The sequence below is a fragment of the Acidocella aminolytica 101 = DSM 11237 genome (assembly GCF_900129125.1).
Taxonomy (GTDB): Bacteria; Pseudomonadota; Alphaproteobacteria; order Acetobacterales; family Acetobacteraceae; genus Acidocella; species Acidocella aminolytica.
This window is the reverse complement of the sequence record NZ_FQVJ01000003.1, coordinates 1-14,541: the sequence shown is the minus strand read 5'-3', so window position 1 is coordinate 14,541 and position 14,541 is coordinate 1. Positions and strand designations below refer to the sequence as shown.

General features: G+C 58.6%; 16 protein-coding genes. 10 read left to right on the top strand and 6 right to left on the bottom strand.

The window, feature by feature from the left end; all coding sequences use genetic code 11:
• Positions 1-280: 280 nt before the first annotated feature.
• From BUB54_RS02135 to BUB54_RS02125, 3 genes are all read right to left on the bottom strand, one after another.
• A complete protein-coding gene (locus tag BUB54_RS02135; RefSeq protein ID WP_158320050.1) occupies positions 281-1,306 on the bottom strand; it encodes an AAA family ATPase in 1,026 nt (341 codons plus the stop codon).
• Between the two features lie 95 nt (positions 1,307-1,401).
• Positions 1,402-1,668 carry a hypothetical protein gene (locus BUB54_RS02130; protein ID WP_048877114.1) on the bottom strand — a complete coding sequence of 89 codons (267 nt, stop codon included), beginning with the start codon at positions 1,666-1,668 and terminating at the stop codon, positions 1,402-1,404.
• 613 nt (positions 1,669-2,281) lie between these two features.
• Positions 2,282-2,965, bottom strand: coding sequence for a recombinase family protein (locus BUB54_RS02125; RefSeq protein ID WP_048877113.1), 684 nt, complete (start codon positions 2,963-2,965; stop codon positions 2,282-2,284).
• A gap of 1,027 nt (positions 2,966-3,992) precedes the next feature.
• Here BUB54_RS02125 and BUB54_RS02115 point away from each other — a divergent pair.
• The 4 genes from BUB54_RS02115 to BUB54_RS02100 all read left to right on the top strand — a co-directional run bounded on the left by BUB54_RS02115 (position 3,993) and on the right by BUB54_RS02100 (position 8,952).
• Positions 3,993-5,270: an RsmB/NOP family class I SAM-dependent RNA methyltransferase gene (locus tag BUB54_RS02115; protein WP_048877111.1), complete on the top strand. Its 1,278-nt coding sequence runs from the start codon at positions 3,993-3,995 to the stop codon at positions 5,268-5,270.
• Entirely contained in the window at positions 5,267-5,800 is a 534-nt protein-coding gene (locus BUB54_RS02110) for a GNAT family N-acetyltransferase (protein WP_048877110.1), read from the top strand. The genes BUB54_RS02115 and BUB54_RS02110 overlap by 4 nt, the downstream gene beginning before the upstream one ends.
• A gap of 51 nt (positions 5,801-5,851) precedes the next feature.
• Positions 5,852-7,402 (top strand): glutamine-hydrolyzing GMP synthase, encoded by a 1,551-nt coding sequence (gene guaA / locus BUB54_RS02105; protein WP_048877109.1) that lies wholly within the window; start codon positions 5,852-5,854, stop codon positions 7,400-7,402.
• Between the two features lie 293 nt (positions 7,403-7,695).
• On the top strand, positions 7,696-8,952 hold the full coding sequence (locus BUB54_RS02100; RefSeq protein ID WP_048877108.1) for a tyrosine-type recombinase/integrase: 1,257 nt from the start codon (positions 7,696-7,698) through the stop codon (positions 8,950-8,952).
• On the opposite strand, the gene BUB54_RS02095 is transcribed toward BUB54_RS02100, so the two are convergent.
• On the bottom strand, positions 8,918-9,202 hold the full coding sequence (locus tag BUB54_RS02095; RefSeq protein ID WP_048877107.1) for a helix-turn-helix transcriptional regulator: 285 nt from the start codon (positions 9,200-9,202) through the stop codon (positions 8,918-8,920). The two genes, BUB54_RS02100 and BUB54_RS02095, sit on opposite strands and share 35 nt — an antisense overlap.
• Before the next feature lie 280 nt (positions 9,203-9,482).
• Between BUB54_RS02095 and BUB54_RS02085 the strand changes: the two genes are divergently transcribed.
• The 3 genes from BUB54_RS02085 to BUB54_RS02075 are packed head-to-tail and all read left to right on the top strand — an operon-like array spanning position 9,483 to position 11,507.
• A complete protein-coding gene (locus tag BUB54_RS02085) occupies positions 9,483-10,124 on the top strand; it encodes a DUF2239 family protein (protein ID WP_048877105.1) in 642 nt (213 codons plus the stop codon).
• A gap of 22 nt (positions 10,125-10,146) precedes the next feature.
• Positions 10,147-10,602: a hypothetical protein gene (locus BUB54_RS02080; protein WP_048877104.1), complete on the top strand. Its 456-nt coding sequence runs from the start codon at positions 10,147-10,149 to the stop codon at positions 10,600-10,602.
• Positions 10,599-11,507: an alpha/beta fold hydrolase gene (locus tag BUB54_RS02075; RefSeq protein ID WP_048877103.1), complete on the top strand. Its 909-nt coding sequence runs from the start codon at positions 10,599-10,601 to the stop codon at positions 11,505-11,507. Before BUB54_RS02080 ends, BUB54_RS02075 begins: the two co-directional genes overlap by 4 nt.
• A gap of 64 nt (positions 11,508-11,571) precedes the next feature.
• Here BUB54_RS02075 and BUB54_RS02070 read toward each other — a convergent pair whose 3' ends face one another.
• Positions 11,572-12,033 (bottom strand): cupin domain-containing protein, encoded by a 462-nt coding sequence (locus tag BUB54_RS02070; protein WP_048877102.1) that lies wholly within the window; start codon positions 12,031-12,033, stop codon positions 11,572-11,574.
• A gap of 95 nt (positions 12,034-12,128) precedes the next feature.
• On the opposite strand from BUB54_RS02070, the gene BUB54_RS02065 reads away from it, so the two are divergent.
• Positions 12,129-12,995: a LysR family transcriptional regulator gene (locus BUB54_RS02065; protein ID WP_048877101.1), complete on the top strand. Its 867-nt coding sequence runs from the start codon at positions 12,129-12,131 to the stop codon at positions 12,993-12,995.
• 182 nt (positions 12,996-13,177) lie between these two features.
• Here BUB54_RS02065 and attM read toward each other — a convergent pair whose 3' ends face one another.
• The gene (gene attM / locus BUB54_RS02060; protein ID WP_241869272.1) at positions 13,178-14,089 is read right to left on the bottom strand and encodes an AttM family quorum-quenching N-acyl homoserine lactonase; all 912 of its coding nucleotides are present in this window, start codon (positions 14,087-14,089) and stop codon (positions 13,178-13,180) included.
• Here attM and BUB54_RS20140 point away from each other — a divergent pair.
• Together BUB54_RS20140 and BUB54_RS21985 are read left to right on the top strand one after the other, a co-directional pair.
• Positions 14,088-14,195: a helix-turn-helix domain-containing protein gene (locus BUB54_RS20140; RefSeq protein ID WP_306309079.1), complete on the top strand. Its 108-nt coding sequence runs from the start codon at positions 14,088-14,090 to the stop codon at positions 14,193-14,195. The genes attM and BUB54_RS20140 overlap by 2 nt on opposite strands.
• Before the next feature lie 95 nt (positions 14,196-14,290).
• The coding region (locus BUB54_RS21985) for a transposase family protein (protein WP_139284758.1) at positions 14,291-14,541 on the top strand (251 nt) is incomplete at its 3' end.

The window sequence follows — 14,541 nt, the reverse complement described above, 5'->3', positions numbered from 1 at the left end:
TAGCGAGCCTTTCAGAACAATCTGGATTGTGTCAGCGCAATTTTTACTGCGTCAGCTAACGGGAAGCAGAAACTGACCTGTTATGTCCAGGACGGGTCCGCCTAAGACATAGGGCGTCTTGATCTTAAAATTTCACCCCTCCGGCGCTGAACGCCCGAAAAACCCAGGCAAACCGCCATTATTTCGAATTTCAGCCCTATATAGAGATGAAATCTGAAACTGTTACACTGCTTGGACACCCTATTGGATGCCCAAGCCCGTATCGTGATGCTAATCCTGCTTAGAAGTCAGCACTGTCATCTTCAGCCTCCTCTGCGGCAACCTTCATGCACTCATTCCACGCAGCCCTCGAAATCAGTCCGCCTTTTATGGCTTTGTCTTTAAGGCGCGTGACCTCGACAGGGCTCAACTTCAGAGCCTCACCCAGAGCCTTTTGTGTTCGATAGCGCCCTGACTGCACTGCTTCCACCACGTTCATCATTACGGTGCTCGCGGCGGCCTTAACGCTCCACTTAACGCGCTGCTCTGCGCCCTCCCCGCTATCTAGCCGCATCTCAGCGTTTCTCGTGGCAGCGTTTGGCTTCCCTCGGTACTTCGTCCATTCCACCTCAAAGGCCGCTCCATGGTCCACCTCGTGCCCCTCAAGGCGCTTCAGACCAATGATGACCTCGAAGGTGGTGGCCAGCTTGCTGCTACCCCGATAGGACTCACCGCTTTTCCCGGAGTGATGCACCAGGATACACGCCACCCCCGCCTGTTTCAGCCGCATTAGAAATGTCAGAATGGGGTTCATGGCCGCCGCTTCGTTCTCATCAGCCACCTCAGCGAGCGTGCTGAAGTTATCCAGGATGACCAGCTCCGCGCCCGTCTCCCGGATTCTCCCCATAATACCCTCCTGTCCCGCCTCGTCGGCCAAATTAGGAAACTTAGTGTCTGGCCCCTGGTCCTGCCGGGAGAGGATGACGAGATTGCTCCTCGCCGCCTCCATGTCGATACCCTCCACGGCATCACCCAGCAGCACCATGCGATCCTTCAGGTCTTCAATGTGCATCTCGCCGTCCACCAGCAGCACCTTACGGGGCTTGTCGGCTTCCCATCCGGCCACCTTACCGCCGCCCGCTACGGCCAGCGCCAGGGTGTTCACCAGCATGGTCTTACCTACCCCGGTCGGAGCCCAAAGCAGAACGCTCTCCCCGGAACGCAGCCAAGGCGATACCAGCACTTCACGGGGAGGAAACTCGCGGTCCAAAAGGGAGGCGAGCGTAGTCATACGCAGGTTATCCGCCTGCGTGGTTTTCTTTGTCATATTATGTCTCTGAAAATAGAAAGAGCCCCGCAGCGTGTCCGCCCGGGGCTCCATGTCAGTCTTGGATTATTATCGGTGGCAGTACGCCGCGTGGCTCAGCCTTGCGGCCCGTTAGGACCGTACACCACGTGACGGGCGAACATCTCCGCCACCACCCGCCACCAGCGCCGTTCCGCTTCATCATCACAATTCAGCAGGCGCTGGAGTATTGCTGCGGTAAACTGAACGGCGAACAACTCTGCGTCACAGGGCAACAACTTGCTAGTCGCCTCCGGTGGAAGTACGCTGCGCATAACCTCGGCAATGGCCAAAAGCTCCCGCTCTCCGTTCCACACCGAGGCATAATTCGTCTGATATTTCATTTTACTCTCTCGAATATTTGTTTTGCTAAGAGAAAGTCGTTTCTCTAGGCGAGAGCGTACTTTTAGAGTTACGGAAAGCTTCCTTATCCCGCCTTCGTTTTCACAAGAAAACCGCCTTTACGTACGGCATCAGAACGATATCTCGTCGGCGTCAAATCGGTCACACGCAGCGCCACCAAAGGCTTCGCCTATGTCTCTTTACGCCGCATATAGACTCGCTCAGGCGGGTCTGCATGTCTCGCGGCGGGATTGCCGCAGCGATGGCACAAGGGCCTTGTACGGCATCCTAAATGGCTCTGTTTACTTGGTCAGTATTTTAAAACTTAGGCCACGCCTCGCCGCTCTGCTTTGCCGCGCGGGGAAAACGTGACGCCAGTCATAGAGTTGTACGCGCGTTTTTCTTTCAAAGACACGACAAACATAAACCAACAAATCCGGCTTAATTAGAATCTGTCTCTGTTTTTGAGACAACCCATTCTGCCCGCTCAGCCTCCTTTCCGTCACCGTGCGGCGGCCTAATGCCCGCGTTTGGTTGTCTTTACGGTCAGCACTACGGCCAGAACTGCAACTAAGGCCACCACCACAATGCCCAAGGCCAGCTTAAGACGGCGCATCACGCCACCGCCTCGCCGCCTTGAGTTTGCCGGTCCAGAACACGCTTGACGCTCATTGCAGCCCATGTTCCGCCCCGCGCCGTGCGTATCTGGCGGGCATTAAGCTGCTCAGCGATGGCGGCGAAGCTGAGACCCTGGGCGCGCATGGTCCCGATTATCGGCCCTACCCTGGCTGCGAACTCATCCGCCTTGCGTACCAGCGCCTTTGTTCCCTGGGCGTGATCCACCTTCGCACCACCACGGAAACCGCCCAGCACCGTTCCGCGTTCCTTCGCCGCCGCCAGGGCTGATTTAGTACGGGCCGAGATCATCCGCCGTTCCTCGTCAGCAACCACCGCCATAATACCGATGGTCAGCCGATTAGCGTGGGGCATATCCACGGCCACGAACTCCACCCCAGCCTTTTCCAGACCGAGGAGAAACCCAGCGTCCCGGCTGAGTCTATCCAGCTTGGCAATCAACAGCTTTGCTCCAGTCAGACGGCAAGCCTCAAACGCCGCCGCCAGCTTGGGCCGCTCGCTGTTCTTGCCGCTCTCCACCTCCACGAACTCCTCCAGCAGCGTCCAAGCGCCACCATTGAGATACCCAGCGATAGCGCGGCGCTGCGCCTCTAAGCCGAGACCGCTCTGCCCCTGTTTGGCCGTCGAAACCCGTAAGTATGAGATGAAATTCCCGTCTGCCATAACGCCTCACAACTGAGTCACCGTTCGTTGACTGGTTTGTGACACGGCAGACTCGGCTTTACCCGAGTCGATTAGGAATCGGTGGGATTCCGGGAACGCATAGCATGGGAACGCATAGTGGTGGACTTACGGCTAACCATGGCGACATCGCGCCGTTGTCCGCTGTTCACCAGCAACCAGTCATACAGCGCATGACAACGCACTGTTTTCATTCGTCAAACGCATTAAGCGCCAATTGATCGCGCAAAGTTGACACAAGAAAAACGTGCGGTCATGCGGTATGGGGTGGGGGTAGTTTTCGAGGACTTCAAGAAGTCGCCATTTGGTTGTTCTTATTATTGTTCTACGCGCCGGGTTTCTTCTCACTGCGTCTTCTGCATTATTTGAACCAAATTGATGACTGCATCCAGAATCTGGTAGTTAGAATGCTTCTCGCAGAAATTAGCGATATATGCCTTTTGGGCACTCTCAGGGAACGATGCCGGGTATAGGTCGAGTGGGCTTTTGTTGAGCATATTCACGCGAACATCGTTCCAAGCCGCCATGTAACCCTGCGTCCACGGCATGATAATGGTCCATGCCGAACGCGCCTTATCCGGCCCATCGTTCAAAAACTGCGAAAACTCTGAGCACTTAGTTGCACCTATCGCTGACACAAACTCCGGTTGAGCGTCCTGGGAATCAGCTAAGGCGGGGGAACATGACAATAAGCTCAAAGTAGTCACTGCGGACAGAAGACACAAACGCATGAAGACTCCAAATCGTTGCGTCTCTGCTCATAGCCGAAGAACTTTATTCCGCCAAATCAATGGCATGGCGGTTCTCACTAAGACAAATACCTTCCTATTCCTACCATGTGTAACGGGCGGTAAAATAACTAGCCGTTACAGGTTTGACGCAAAATAATCAATATATTTCAGATGTTTATGACACAAAAAGCAATACAACGCTCCCCTCCTGCCGGGGGCGCCATTTCCCTAGACTGTTGCCTCTTGACGCCCCGCCCAGCATCCGCGACGGGTGCGCCATGACACCCGCCGGACAGCTAGCCGCAGCCATTGACCTTCTCGGCCTCATTGAAGCCGATTCCCGCCCCGCTGACGCGGTGGCCAACCATTTTTTTCGCACCCGCCGTTTTATTGGCGGTGGAGACAGGCGGGCTATCTCCAGCTTGGTCTGGGGCGTGCTGCGCACTAGGCGGCATCTTGGCTGGTGGCTGGATTATTGCCGCGCCCCGCATACGCCACGTTTGCTGCTGGCTCTCCAGGCGCTTTTTTCCGGTCAAACGCCCAATAAAATCGCCACCGCCTTCCTCTCCGGCCGCTACGGCCCTACTCCGCTGGAGGCCGCGGAAATGACGGTGCTGGAAAAGCTTTCCACCCGCACTCTGGAACACCCAGACATGCCTGAAGCGGTGAAGTTCGAAATTCCAGATTGGATACTGCCCAAACTGCGCGCCCAATATGGCTCCGCCCTTGCCGCTGAAATGCAGGCGATGAACGAGCCCGCCCCGCTGGACCTACGCGTGAACCTGTTGAAGACGGACCGTGAAAGCGCCCTGCGCGCACTTGCGGCGGAGCGGCTGACCGCTGAGCCTACAGCATATTCGCCTTGGGGCCTGCGCCTGCGGAACCGCCAAACCATCACCACTGGCAAAGCTTTCCAAGAAGGGCTGGTGGAAATCCAGGATGAGGGCAGCCAGCTCATCGCTCTGGCGCTCGATGCCCAGCCCGGCATGCGCGTGGCGGATTTCTGCGCCGGCGCGGGCGGAAAGACGCTCGCCATTGCCATGGGCATGGGCAATAAGGGCCATATCGTTGCGTGTGACGTATCAGAGCCACGGCTGGAAGGCGCCATCAAGCGCCTGCGCCGCGCAGGTGTGCATAATGCCGAGCGCCATTTACTGGAGCCGGGTGATAAATGGTTGAAGCGCCAGGAGAAAAAGTTTGACCGCGTGCTGGTGGACGCCCCTTGTACGGGCACCGGAACCTGGCGCCGCAACCCGGATGCCCGGCTACGCCTCACCGAACAGGACCTGGCTGAACTCGCTGTAAAACAGGCGGAAATCCTCGACCGGGCGCAAAAATTGGTGAAGCCCGGCGGGAAGCTTGTTTACGCCACATGCTCCGTGCTGCAAGATGAGAACGAGGCACAGACGGAGGCTTTCATGGCACGTCACCCTGACTTCACTCCACTGCCCTTGGAGGCGCCGGAGGCGCTGCGCGGGAGCCTCAACCTAAGGCTTTCTCCCGCCCAGCATGGCACGGACGGTTTCTTTGCCGCCGTGATGGTGCGGGCGCGTTGATCTCTATCCGCCGCGCCCGATTGTCCGACGCCAGCGGCATTGCCGCCGTGCATGTCGCGACTTGGCGCAGCACTTATGCAAACGTGTTGCCTGATGATTTTCTGGCGAACCTCTCCGTGACCCGTCTTGCCAGATATTACGAACATAGTATCCGGCTGGGGTTGGGGCTGCATGTTGCGTCCTGTTACGGGGAGCGCGGCGCGCCCCCGATTCTCGGCTTCTCCTCCGCTGTGCGGTGCCGAGACCCGCAACTTGGCGAGGGCGAGGTCGAAACGCTTTATGTGCTGGATGATTATCGCGACCGCGGCCTTGGCGGCTTATTGCTGCGCGCTTCCGCCAAGCATCTTGCCCAGCTTGGCTGCCGCTCCGCCTTTGCCTGGGTCTTGAGCGAAAACCCCTCCCGCTATTTCTATCAGCACCTTGGCGGCAAGCAGATCGCGCGCGGCACCACCTGGGTTGGCGGTATGGATATTCCGCAAACCGCCTTCTCCTGGGACCCGATCGAGACATTACTCGACGTGAATGCCTGAACTCCGCCTGGACTCTGTTGCAAAAGCGGGGCCGCCGCTCTAGTTGGGCGCATGAACCAGCAAAAAATTCTGATCCTGGATTTCGGCAGCCAGGTCACCCAGTTGATCGCCCGGCGCGTGCGCGAGAGCGGGGTCTATTGCGAGATTCTCCCTTTCAACGCGGATGTGCAACGTATGCGCGATTTCGGTGCCGCCGGCATCATCCTCTCCGGCGGTCCAGCCAGCGTTTCTGAGGAAGGCAGCCCCCGCGCGCCAGACTGGGTATTCGAATCCGGCCTGCCGGTTCTGGGCATCTGCTACGGCCAGATGTGCATGTGCGTACAGCTGGGCGGCGAAGCCAAGGGCGCTGAGATTCGCGAATTTGGCCGCGCCCATGTGGATGTGGTGGCCGATTGCGAGCTGTTTGAAGGCACCTGGAGCGTTGGCGCGCGTGAGCAAGTCTGGATGTCCCATGGCGATCACATCTCCGCCCCACCGCCAGGCTTTAAGACCGTCGCTGTGTCTGAAGGGGCTCCTTATGCCCTCATCGCCAATGACGAGCGCAAATATTACGGCATGATGTTCCACCCGGAGGTGGTGCATACTCCTCACGGCGCCCGACTGATCAAAAACTTCACCCACAAGGTCTGCGGCCTAACCGGGGACTGGACGATGGCGAGCTTCCGCCAAGCCGAGATCGAGAAGATCCGTGCCCATGTGGGCAAGGGCAAGGTGATTTGCGGCCTTTCCGGCGGTGTTGATTCCTCCGTCGCCGCGGCGCTGATCCATGAGGCGATCGGCGACCAGCTTACCTGTATCTTCGTGGATCACGGCCTGCTGCGTTCCGGTGAGGCGGACGAGGTAGTCAAGGTTTTCCGTGACCGCTTCAACATCAAGCTGGTTCACCGCGACGCCTCCGATTTGTTCCTGGGTGAACTGAAAGGCGTCACTGACCCAGAGAAGAAACGTAAGATCATCGGCAAGCTGTTCATCGACGTGTTTGACGAGGAAGCGGCGAAGATCGGCGGGGCGGAATTCCTGGCTCAGGGCACACTCTACCCAGATGTGATTGAATCCGTCTCGGCGCTTGGCGGGCCTTCGGTTACCATCAAGTCGCACCATAATGTGGGTGGCCTGCCGGATTATATGAAGCTCAAGCTGGTTGAACCGCTGCGTGAACTGTTCAAGGACGAGGTCCGCGAACTGGGCCGTGAGTTGGGCCTGCCCGAGACCATCGTCGGCCGCCACCCCTTCCCTGGCCCTGGCCTTGCCATCCGCGTACTGGGCGAGGTGACGCGGGAAGCCGTGGCGGTACTGCAAAAGGCCGACGCGATCTATCTGGAAGAAATCCGCAATGCCGGGCTTTATAACGCTATCTGGCAGGCCTTCGCCGTGCTGCTGCCGGTGAAGTCCGTAGGCGTGATGGGAGATGGCCGCACCTACGACCAAGTCTGCGCGCTGCGTGCCGTGACCAGCACGGATGGCATGACGGCGGATGTCTATCCGTTCGACGTTGCTTTTTTAAGCCGCGTTGCAGGGCGGATCGTAAATGAAGTACGCGGCATCAACCGTGTCACCTACGACATCACGAGCAAGCCCCCCGGCACCATCGAGTGGGAATGATTTTTGCCCATCCGGGCATATCCAAAACCACGCTAACGTACGATCTAACTCACTGATAAAAATAAATATTCCTGTCGACATTTATCGATGCCTATCGGTGGGCAGAGATCGCGGCCGTCGGCCCCGCTGACGGGCCTCGGCCATATTGATCACGACGAAATTTGAAAGTACCGTCAAGGGAGATGAGGCTCCTGACGGTACTTTTTTGACGCTAAGCTGCTGACAATACGCAGACTTTTCCGGCGAGAGCCCCCCAAAACCGCGCGACGGTACTTTTTTGGAGGTGGCATAGCATGTTGACGGATGCAGCGATCAAAGCGCTGAAACCCAAAGAGAAAATGTACAAGGTGACGGACCGTGACGGCATGTATGTGCGCGTCGCGCCATCTGGCGCGCTCTCGTTCAGGCTGGACTATCGGCTCAATGGACGACGCGAGACGGTCTACCTGGGCAAATACGGGCGAGATGGAATCTCGTTGGCGCGAGCCCGGGAGCTCTGTCTGGATGCCAAGCGAACGATCAGCGAGGGCCGATCGCCAGCCATTGAGAAGCAGCGCGAAAAGCGTCGTATCAAGGAGGCCAAGAGCTTCGGTGAGTTCGGCGAGAAATGGCTGGTGAACGCGCCCATGGCCGACAGCACCCGCGCGATGCGTCGTTCTATCTTTGAACGTGAGCTATTGCCGATTTGGCGCAACCGCCTACTGACGGAGATCACGCCAGATGACCTTCGCGCCCAATGCGGAAAGATCGTCGATCGCGGCGCTCCGGCGACGGCGATCCATGTCCGGGACATACTGAAGCAGATTTACGGCTTCGCGATCCTGCATGGCGAGAAGGTGGCCAACCCGGCCGATGACGTCGGACCGGCATCGATCGCGACTTTCACGCCAAAAGATCGAGCTCTGTCGCCCGCCGAAATTCGAGTAATGCTGAAAGAGCTTGAAAAGGTGGCCACACTACCGACGATCCGTCTCGGGATGCGGCTTTTCTTGTTGACGATGGTGCGCAAGAGCGAGCTGCAGGACGCGGTATGGGATGAAGTTGACTTCGAGAACGCCGTTTGGACGATTCCCAAGGAGCGAATGAAGCGGTCGAAGGCGCATAACGTCTATCTGTGTCGCCAAACACTGGATATCATGATCGCGCTCAAGACGTGCGCCGGTAACTCACGTTATTTACTGCCTTCGCGGTACGACGCCGATGCTCCAATGTCCCGTGCGACGTTCAACCGTGTCACCTATTCGGTTGTGGAGCAGGCCAAACAGGATGGACTGCCGCTCGAACCATTCACGGTTCACGATCTGCGGCGGACTGGATCGACCCTGCTGAATGAGTTGGGCTTCAACCGTGATTGGATCGAGAAATGCTTAGCGCATGAAGACGGCCGATCGTCGCGCGGCGTCTACAACAAAGCGGAGTACGAAGTTCAGCGTCGTCATATGATGCAGGAGTGGGCGGACATGATCGACGCGTGGATTGATGGCCGGAAGCATGTCCCCACTCTCTTGCCGCCGGCTATGTCGCTGGTCGCGCTTGATCCCGCTCTTTGATCGGACGCGACTTCCGTTTTGATACGTCGGGATGTTTTGCGCGGCGGATTGGAGCGGCCCGCCGCGCCATCAGCCAGGCTTCCACCTCCGCCAAGTCCCAGACGATACAGCGCGGAGATAGGGCAAACCGTCGCGGGAATTCGCCACGTTGCTCCATCTCATAGATGGTGCTGTCGGCAAGCGGAACCATCTCGCGCAGTTGTTGGCGTCGGATTGTCCGGCGAATTTTCAGGTGTTCGATTCGAGTCATCTATTTCTCCTTTCTCGCTGACGCGATTGAGGGCGATAGATGTCGATACTGGAAGTCCCCTTGAAGCGCCGTGCGGTCCTTTCGGGCTATGGCGTACACATCGGCGGGTTTTCTTGTGGCATATCCCCTCGTCAGACCATTCCCATTCCATGCTTGATCGGGAGACTGAATGAGCATCTGGGCCACGGACGATCGACGGAAAGTGCATATTTCTACCCGGGCGTAATTGACAATAAATTTTATCCGGGTATTAATCTGGCGATCCATAAGTGAGCACCCCATGTCCGATCCTACTCTCAAGACCTGCACGGCATTTGTCCGGGATCGATTGCTCCTCTCAGGCCCCCTTCCTGACGTGGCCCTGGCCGTTCGGCAATCGACCGGCGTGGCGGACATGGTTCTCGTTTTCGACGACGCAACGGGTCGCATTGTCGATCTCGATCTGCGTGGCAGTGACGCCGACATTCTTGAACGGATTTCCCAGCCCCCGACGACCTATGCTGGGCGCTATCGCCCCAAAATAGATGCGGTGTCGGCCCTGCAGGGATCGGACGAAGCCCCGAGCCAGAAAACCCGAGGCCGGCCGAAGTTGGGCGTCGTCGCCCGCGAGGTGACCTTGCTGCCCCGGCAGTGGGAATGGCTGACGGACCAGCCCGGCGGAGCGTCCGCGACGCTGAGGCGTCTCGTGGACGAGGCGCGCAAAGCGGCGAACCCGCGCCAGCAGAGGCGAGCCGCTCAAGACGCCGCGTACCAGTTCATGCAGGCCATTGCGGGAGATCTGCCCGGTTACGAAGACGCGACCCGGGCCCTCTTCGCCGACGACCGGTCCTCATTGGAACAAAGGATCGCTGCGTGGCCTGAAGACATCCGCACCTATGCGCTGCGTCTCGCCTTCGGCGCTGGCGAGAACCAAAGCGCTTAACCCGCCATTCAACGGAACACCGATGACCAGAACCGACCCCATTTCCTACCTGAAACCGACACAGGAAGCCGGCCGCACGTTCGTTCAGCGCGATCTTGCCGGCCCCGTCGTGATGCTCAACCTGCTGCGCTTCAGGGCTGTCGCCGATTATTCGGGCCACCCTGAGCTGGCACCTGCCAGGCCGATCAGCGGTGCTGAGGCTTTCAATCTCTATGTCGAGCACACGCTGCCCTTCTTACGAGAAACCGGCGGCGATCTCCTCTTTTTCGGCCATGGCGGTCCCTTCCTGATCGGCCCGGCCGATGAACATTGGGATCTGGCGATGATGATCAGGCAGGCCAGTGCTGCGTCCTTCCTCTCCTTCGCCAGCCATAAGGGCTATCTCGCTGGACTTGGTCACCGCACAGCGGCGGTGATGGATTCTCGACTTCTGCCATTGTCCGAAATGGCGCTACCCGTCGCAGGAGCGAGGCCATGAATATTGCAAAGGCCAATGGCATCGAGCTCGCGTGGGACAGTTTCGGCCATGCCGATGCGGAATCGGTACTGCTGATTTCGGGGCTTGGAACGCAGATGATCCGCTGGTCCGAGCCTTTCTGTACGGGGCTGGCTGCACGAGGCTATCGCGTGATCCGTTTCGACAACCGCGATGCGGGCCACTCGACGCATTTCAGCGCTTCGCCCGCGCCGGATTTCGGCGCGCTCGCAACTGCCCTGATGGCCGGGCGCAGACCTGATGTGCCGTATACGCTTGACGACATGGCAGCGGATGCGATCGGCCTGCTTGATACGCTCGGGATTGCCAAGGCCCATGTCGTCGGGCGCTCAATGGGTGGAATGATCGCGCAGGTTCTCGCGAGCGAACATGCGGATCGGGTCCTTTCGCTGACGTCGATCATGTCGAGCACCGGCAATCCGGTCCTGCCGCAGGCGGCACCCGATGTCATGGCGATGATGATGCGCCCTGCGCCTGATCCTATGATCGATCCGGAAGGCTTTCTCGCGGTGCGCCTCGCGTTCGCGCGCAGAATCGCCGGGACGGGTTATCCCTTCGATGAAGAGGCCCATCGCGCCATTCTCCTTGATGAAGTAAGGCGTAGCTACGATCCGGGAGGCACTGCGCGGCAGATCGCTGCCATGGCGGTGGCTGGAGACCGGCGAGCACGCCTCGCAAACATCACGGTCCCGACACTCGTCATCCACGGCGTCGATGATCCATTGATCCCGCCCGCCTGCGGTCAGGACACGGCGCGCTCCATACCGAACGCGGTCTACCTGCCCATCGAGGGCATGGGTCATGATTTGCCACGAGACGTTGAAGAACGGACCATCGACGCGATCCGCAAGGTGATGGCAGGCCAATCGTCGGCTGAAGGCACCTGACCATGTCACAGGGAATGGAAGGATGACGCCGGGCGTCACCTTCCATTCCCTGTGACTGTAGACTCTACGAGGTCACAACCGGGCCAACAATGGCCTGGCCAAATGTTTCGCAGACGGACTGGACGTCGTTGAGGTCATGCGGAACCGGCAGAGCATCCATGGCCTGGAAAAAGCGGTCATGGCGTGCGGGTGTCGATACCAACATCACGCGCGCCACGCCTCCCATCGCGGAAAAGCCATGGGTGACGCCCTTCGCAACGAAGAGCCGATCTCCCGCCTTTACCTCAATCTTCTGCGCGCCGATCAGGAACAGCAACCGCCCTTCGCTGATGCAGAAGACCTTATCCTCCTCAAACGAAATGTGCGCCGGTGCGCCCTGATCCGGTTGGACCGTCATCGCCATGACGGTCATGGGAGCTGCTTCACCACCGAGCAGGATTTCGGCATCGATACCCGAGAAGCGTGCGGTTGCGTGAGAGGAGAGTACGCCGCTTGCAGGCGCAGCGGGATGCGGGGTGATGTCCATGATGTGGTCTCCTTATGATCCGGACCCACGGTACCTCATCAGAGCAAGAACGATTATCTGGCAAGTTCTGCCATCATCATCTATTATTCTGGACAATGATGAAGCTTGATCCGATCCAGACCTTTGTAGAAGTGGTTCGTGCTGGCGGGTTTACCGCAGCGGCCCGGCGCACGGGCACGCCGCGTTCGACGGTGAGCCTTCAGGTCAGGGCGCTCGAAGAAACGTTAGGGGTTCGGTTGCTCAAGCGCTCGACCCGTTCTTTTGCCCTAACGGACGAGGGACAGCGCCTCTATGACAAGGCGTCGGGTCCGGTAGATGTTCTCGTCCGGGCGCTTGATGACCTGCAAGCGGGAGATGGCGTACTGGGCGGTCTGATCAGGCTGACCGTCCCGGCGGATTTCCCCACCGCGTTGCTGGCGAGCGCAATCACCAGCTTCACGCAGGCCCACAGGGCAGTCCGCTTCCAGATCATGTCGACAAATACCGTGATGGACCTTGTCGAGGACAACATCGACATTGCGGTCAGAGTCGGCGCGAACCCTGCCCAGACTGCAATCGAACGACGCTTACTCGACATCGAATGGGCTTTCTATGCGAGCGCATCGTGGCTGAAGCGAAAGGGGCGGCCGGAAAATATCAGCGAGGTGGAGGATTTCATCTCCCCGCAACCAATCTTACGCGCCTACTTGGAGAAGCATGTGCTTGGTGGTGTTTCCCTACCTACCGGTGCGATCGAGGTTGATAGCCATGCCATGGCCCGGGATCTGATGTTGAACGGCTTTGGTGTTGCTCTGTTGCCGCAAGGCTTGTGCCAGGATGCCGTTATGACCGGCAACGCCGAACCGCTCCTCCCGCACGCAGGGCTCCGCCCGACGCGGCTCAATCTAACGTTTCCAAATCGAGCGGACATGGTGCCAAGGGTGCGAGCCTTCGCTGATCACATATGCGCCCACTTTCGTTGAACAGATGTGTACCGCGGCCGGCGTTCATTGCAATTCAGGAGCGCATTATTGGGGCAACACACCGACTTTCCCGACCTGATGCCCGACCCCGAACCATTGAGGCAAGGGAACAGAAGGTCCGGAGAATAGTGAGACAACAGCGGCATAGCCGGGATATGAGCGACCTGGCCTCCTGCCTCGTCTCAGTCGTAAAAGTCCGGCGCGAGCCTAAACTGCGACCACATCTCCGGGTCATGGCCTGGGACAAGAGTGGCTCCGACCTGCTCGGCCAGCATTCGCAATTTTCCCACCGAGCGCACGGTATCCACGGCAGAGGCGAGGAAGCCGGGCAGTGCCCTCTCGTGCCAGTGGTCCATCGTACACACCGCGTCGGCGGCCAGCAGGATGGAGCCATTGTTGGGAAGGGTCACGAGGATGGATTGGTGACCAAGCGTATGTCCCGGGGTGAAAACCGTCTGAAGGACACCGTCGCCGAATAGGTCATAATGGTCGCTCGCTTCACCTTCCAGGAATTGCCAGCTCAGACCGGGGCGGTCGAAGTCCTTGCGCGCATACGCACCGGCAGCGAACCAATCGGGCGTGAAGGCATACTCATATTCCCGTCGCTGAACGATGTGCTTTGCGCGGGGAAAGCGTCCAATTGCGCCGGTGTGATCCGAATGAAGATGAGAAAGCACGACAAAGCTGACGTCCTCAGGCATTAACCCGAGCGTCGCCAATTGCGAGACGCAACCCTGGCTTTCGGCCATGACGGGTTTGTAGGAATCGACGGAGGCGCCCCAGTAGCCGCGCGGATCGGCCAGTCCCTCGGCCGCCAGGCCGCCGTCTATGACGACGTTGCCCTTGGGATGAACGAGGAGAAACCAGGGGACCGGTATTTCGTAATCGGCACCGTTGCCCCGGTTCATCTTGATATCGTGCACCTTGCATTGCTGAGTGCCCGACTGAAACATGTAAAGCTTGATGTTGCTCATGAGCCTGCCATCCCGTGATCGGTTGAAGTTGCAGAGCGCAATTTGCATGATGGAAGGCCCGATCGGTAGGTAGCTCAATCTGCTTTCATTTATCGGATAATCCGATAAAATATCGATCATGGATTATCTGGCGGCAATGCGGGTTTATGTGCGGGTAGTAGAGCGCGGCAGCATGTCTGCAGCCGCTCGCGATCTCGGTATCGGCCAGCCTGTTGATTTCCACTGAGAAGTGACCCGGGAATTCCATCGAGATTTGGCTCTGACTCACTTTTGCTGCTGTTTAGGTGATATTGTTTGGCCGCGTCATTGGGAGTATCCGCCATGCACGGTCGATTTCAGCGCGCAAACCTCGCACCTGACGGCTTCGTTGTTGTCTCAGTCCAGAATGTCGGCGAGAGTGTCGAAATCCTGCTGCGCGCACGGCATGGCTCTGGGACTTGTCCCGATTGCGGGCGGCGAAGTCACCGGATTCAGAGCAGATATATCCGTCGACCATTGGACCTCCCTCTGGGTGGTCGCCGCGCCGTTCTTGCGATCATGGCGCGCCGGTTCTGGTGTGACACGGCTGTTTG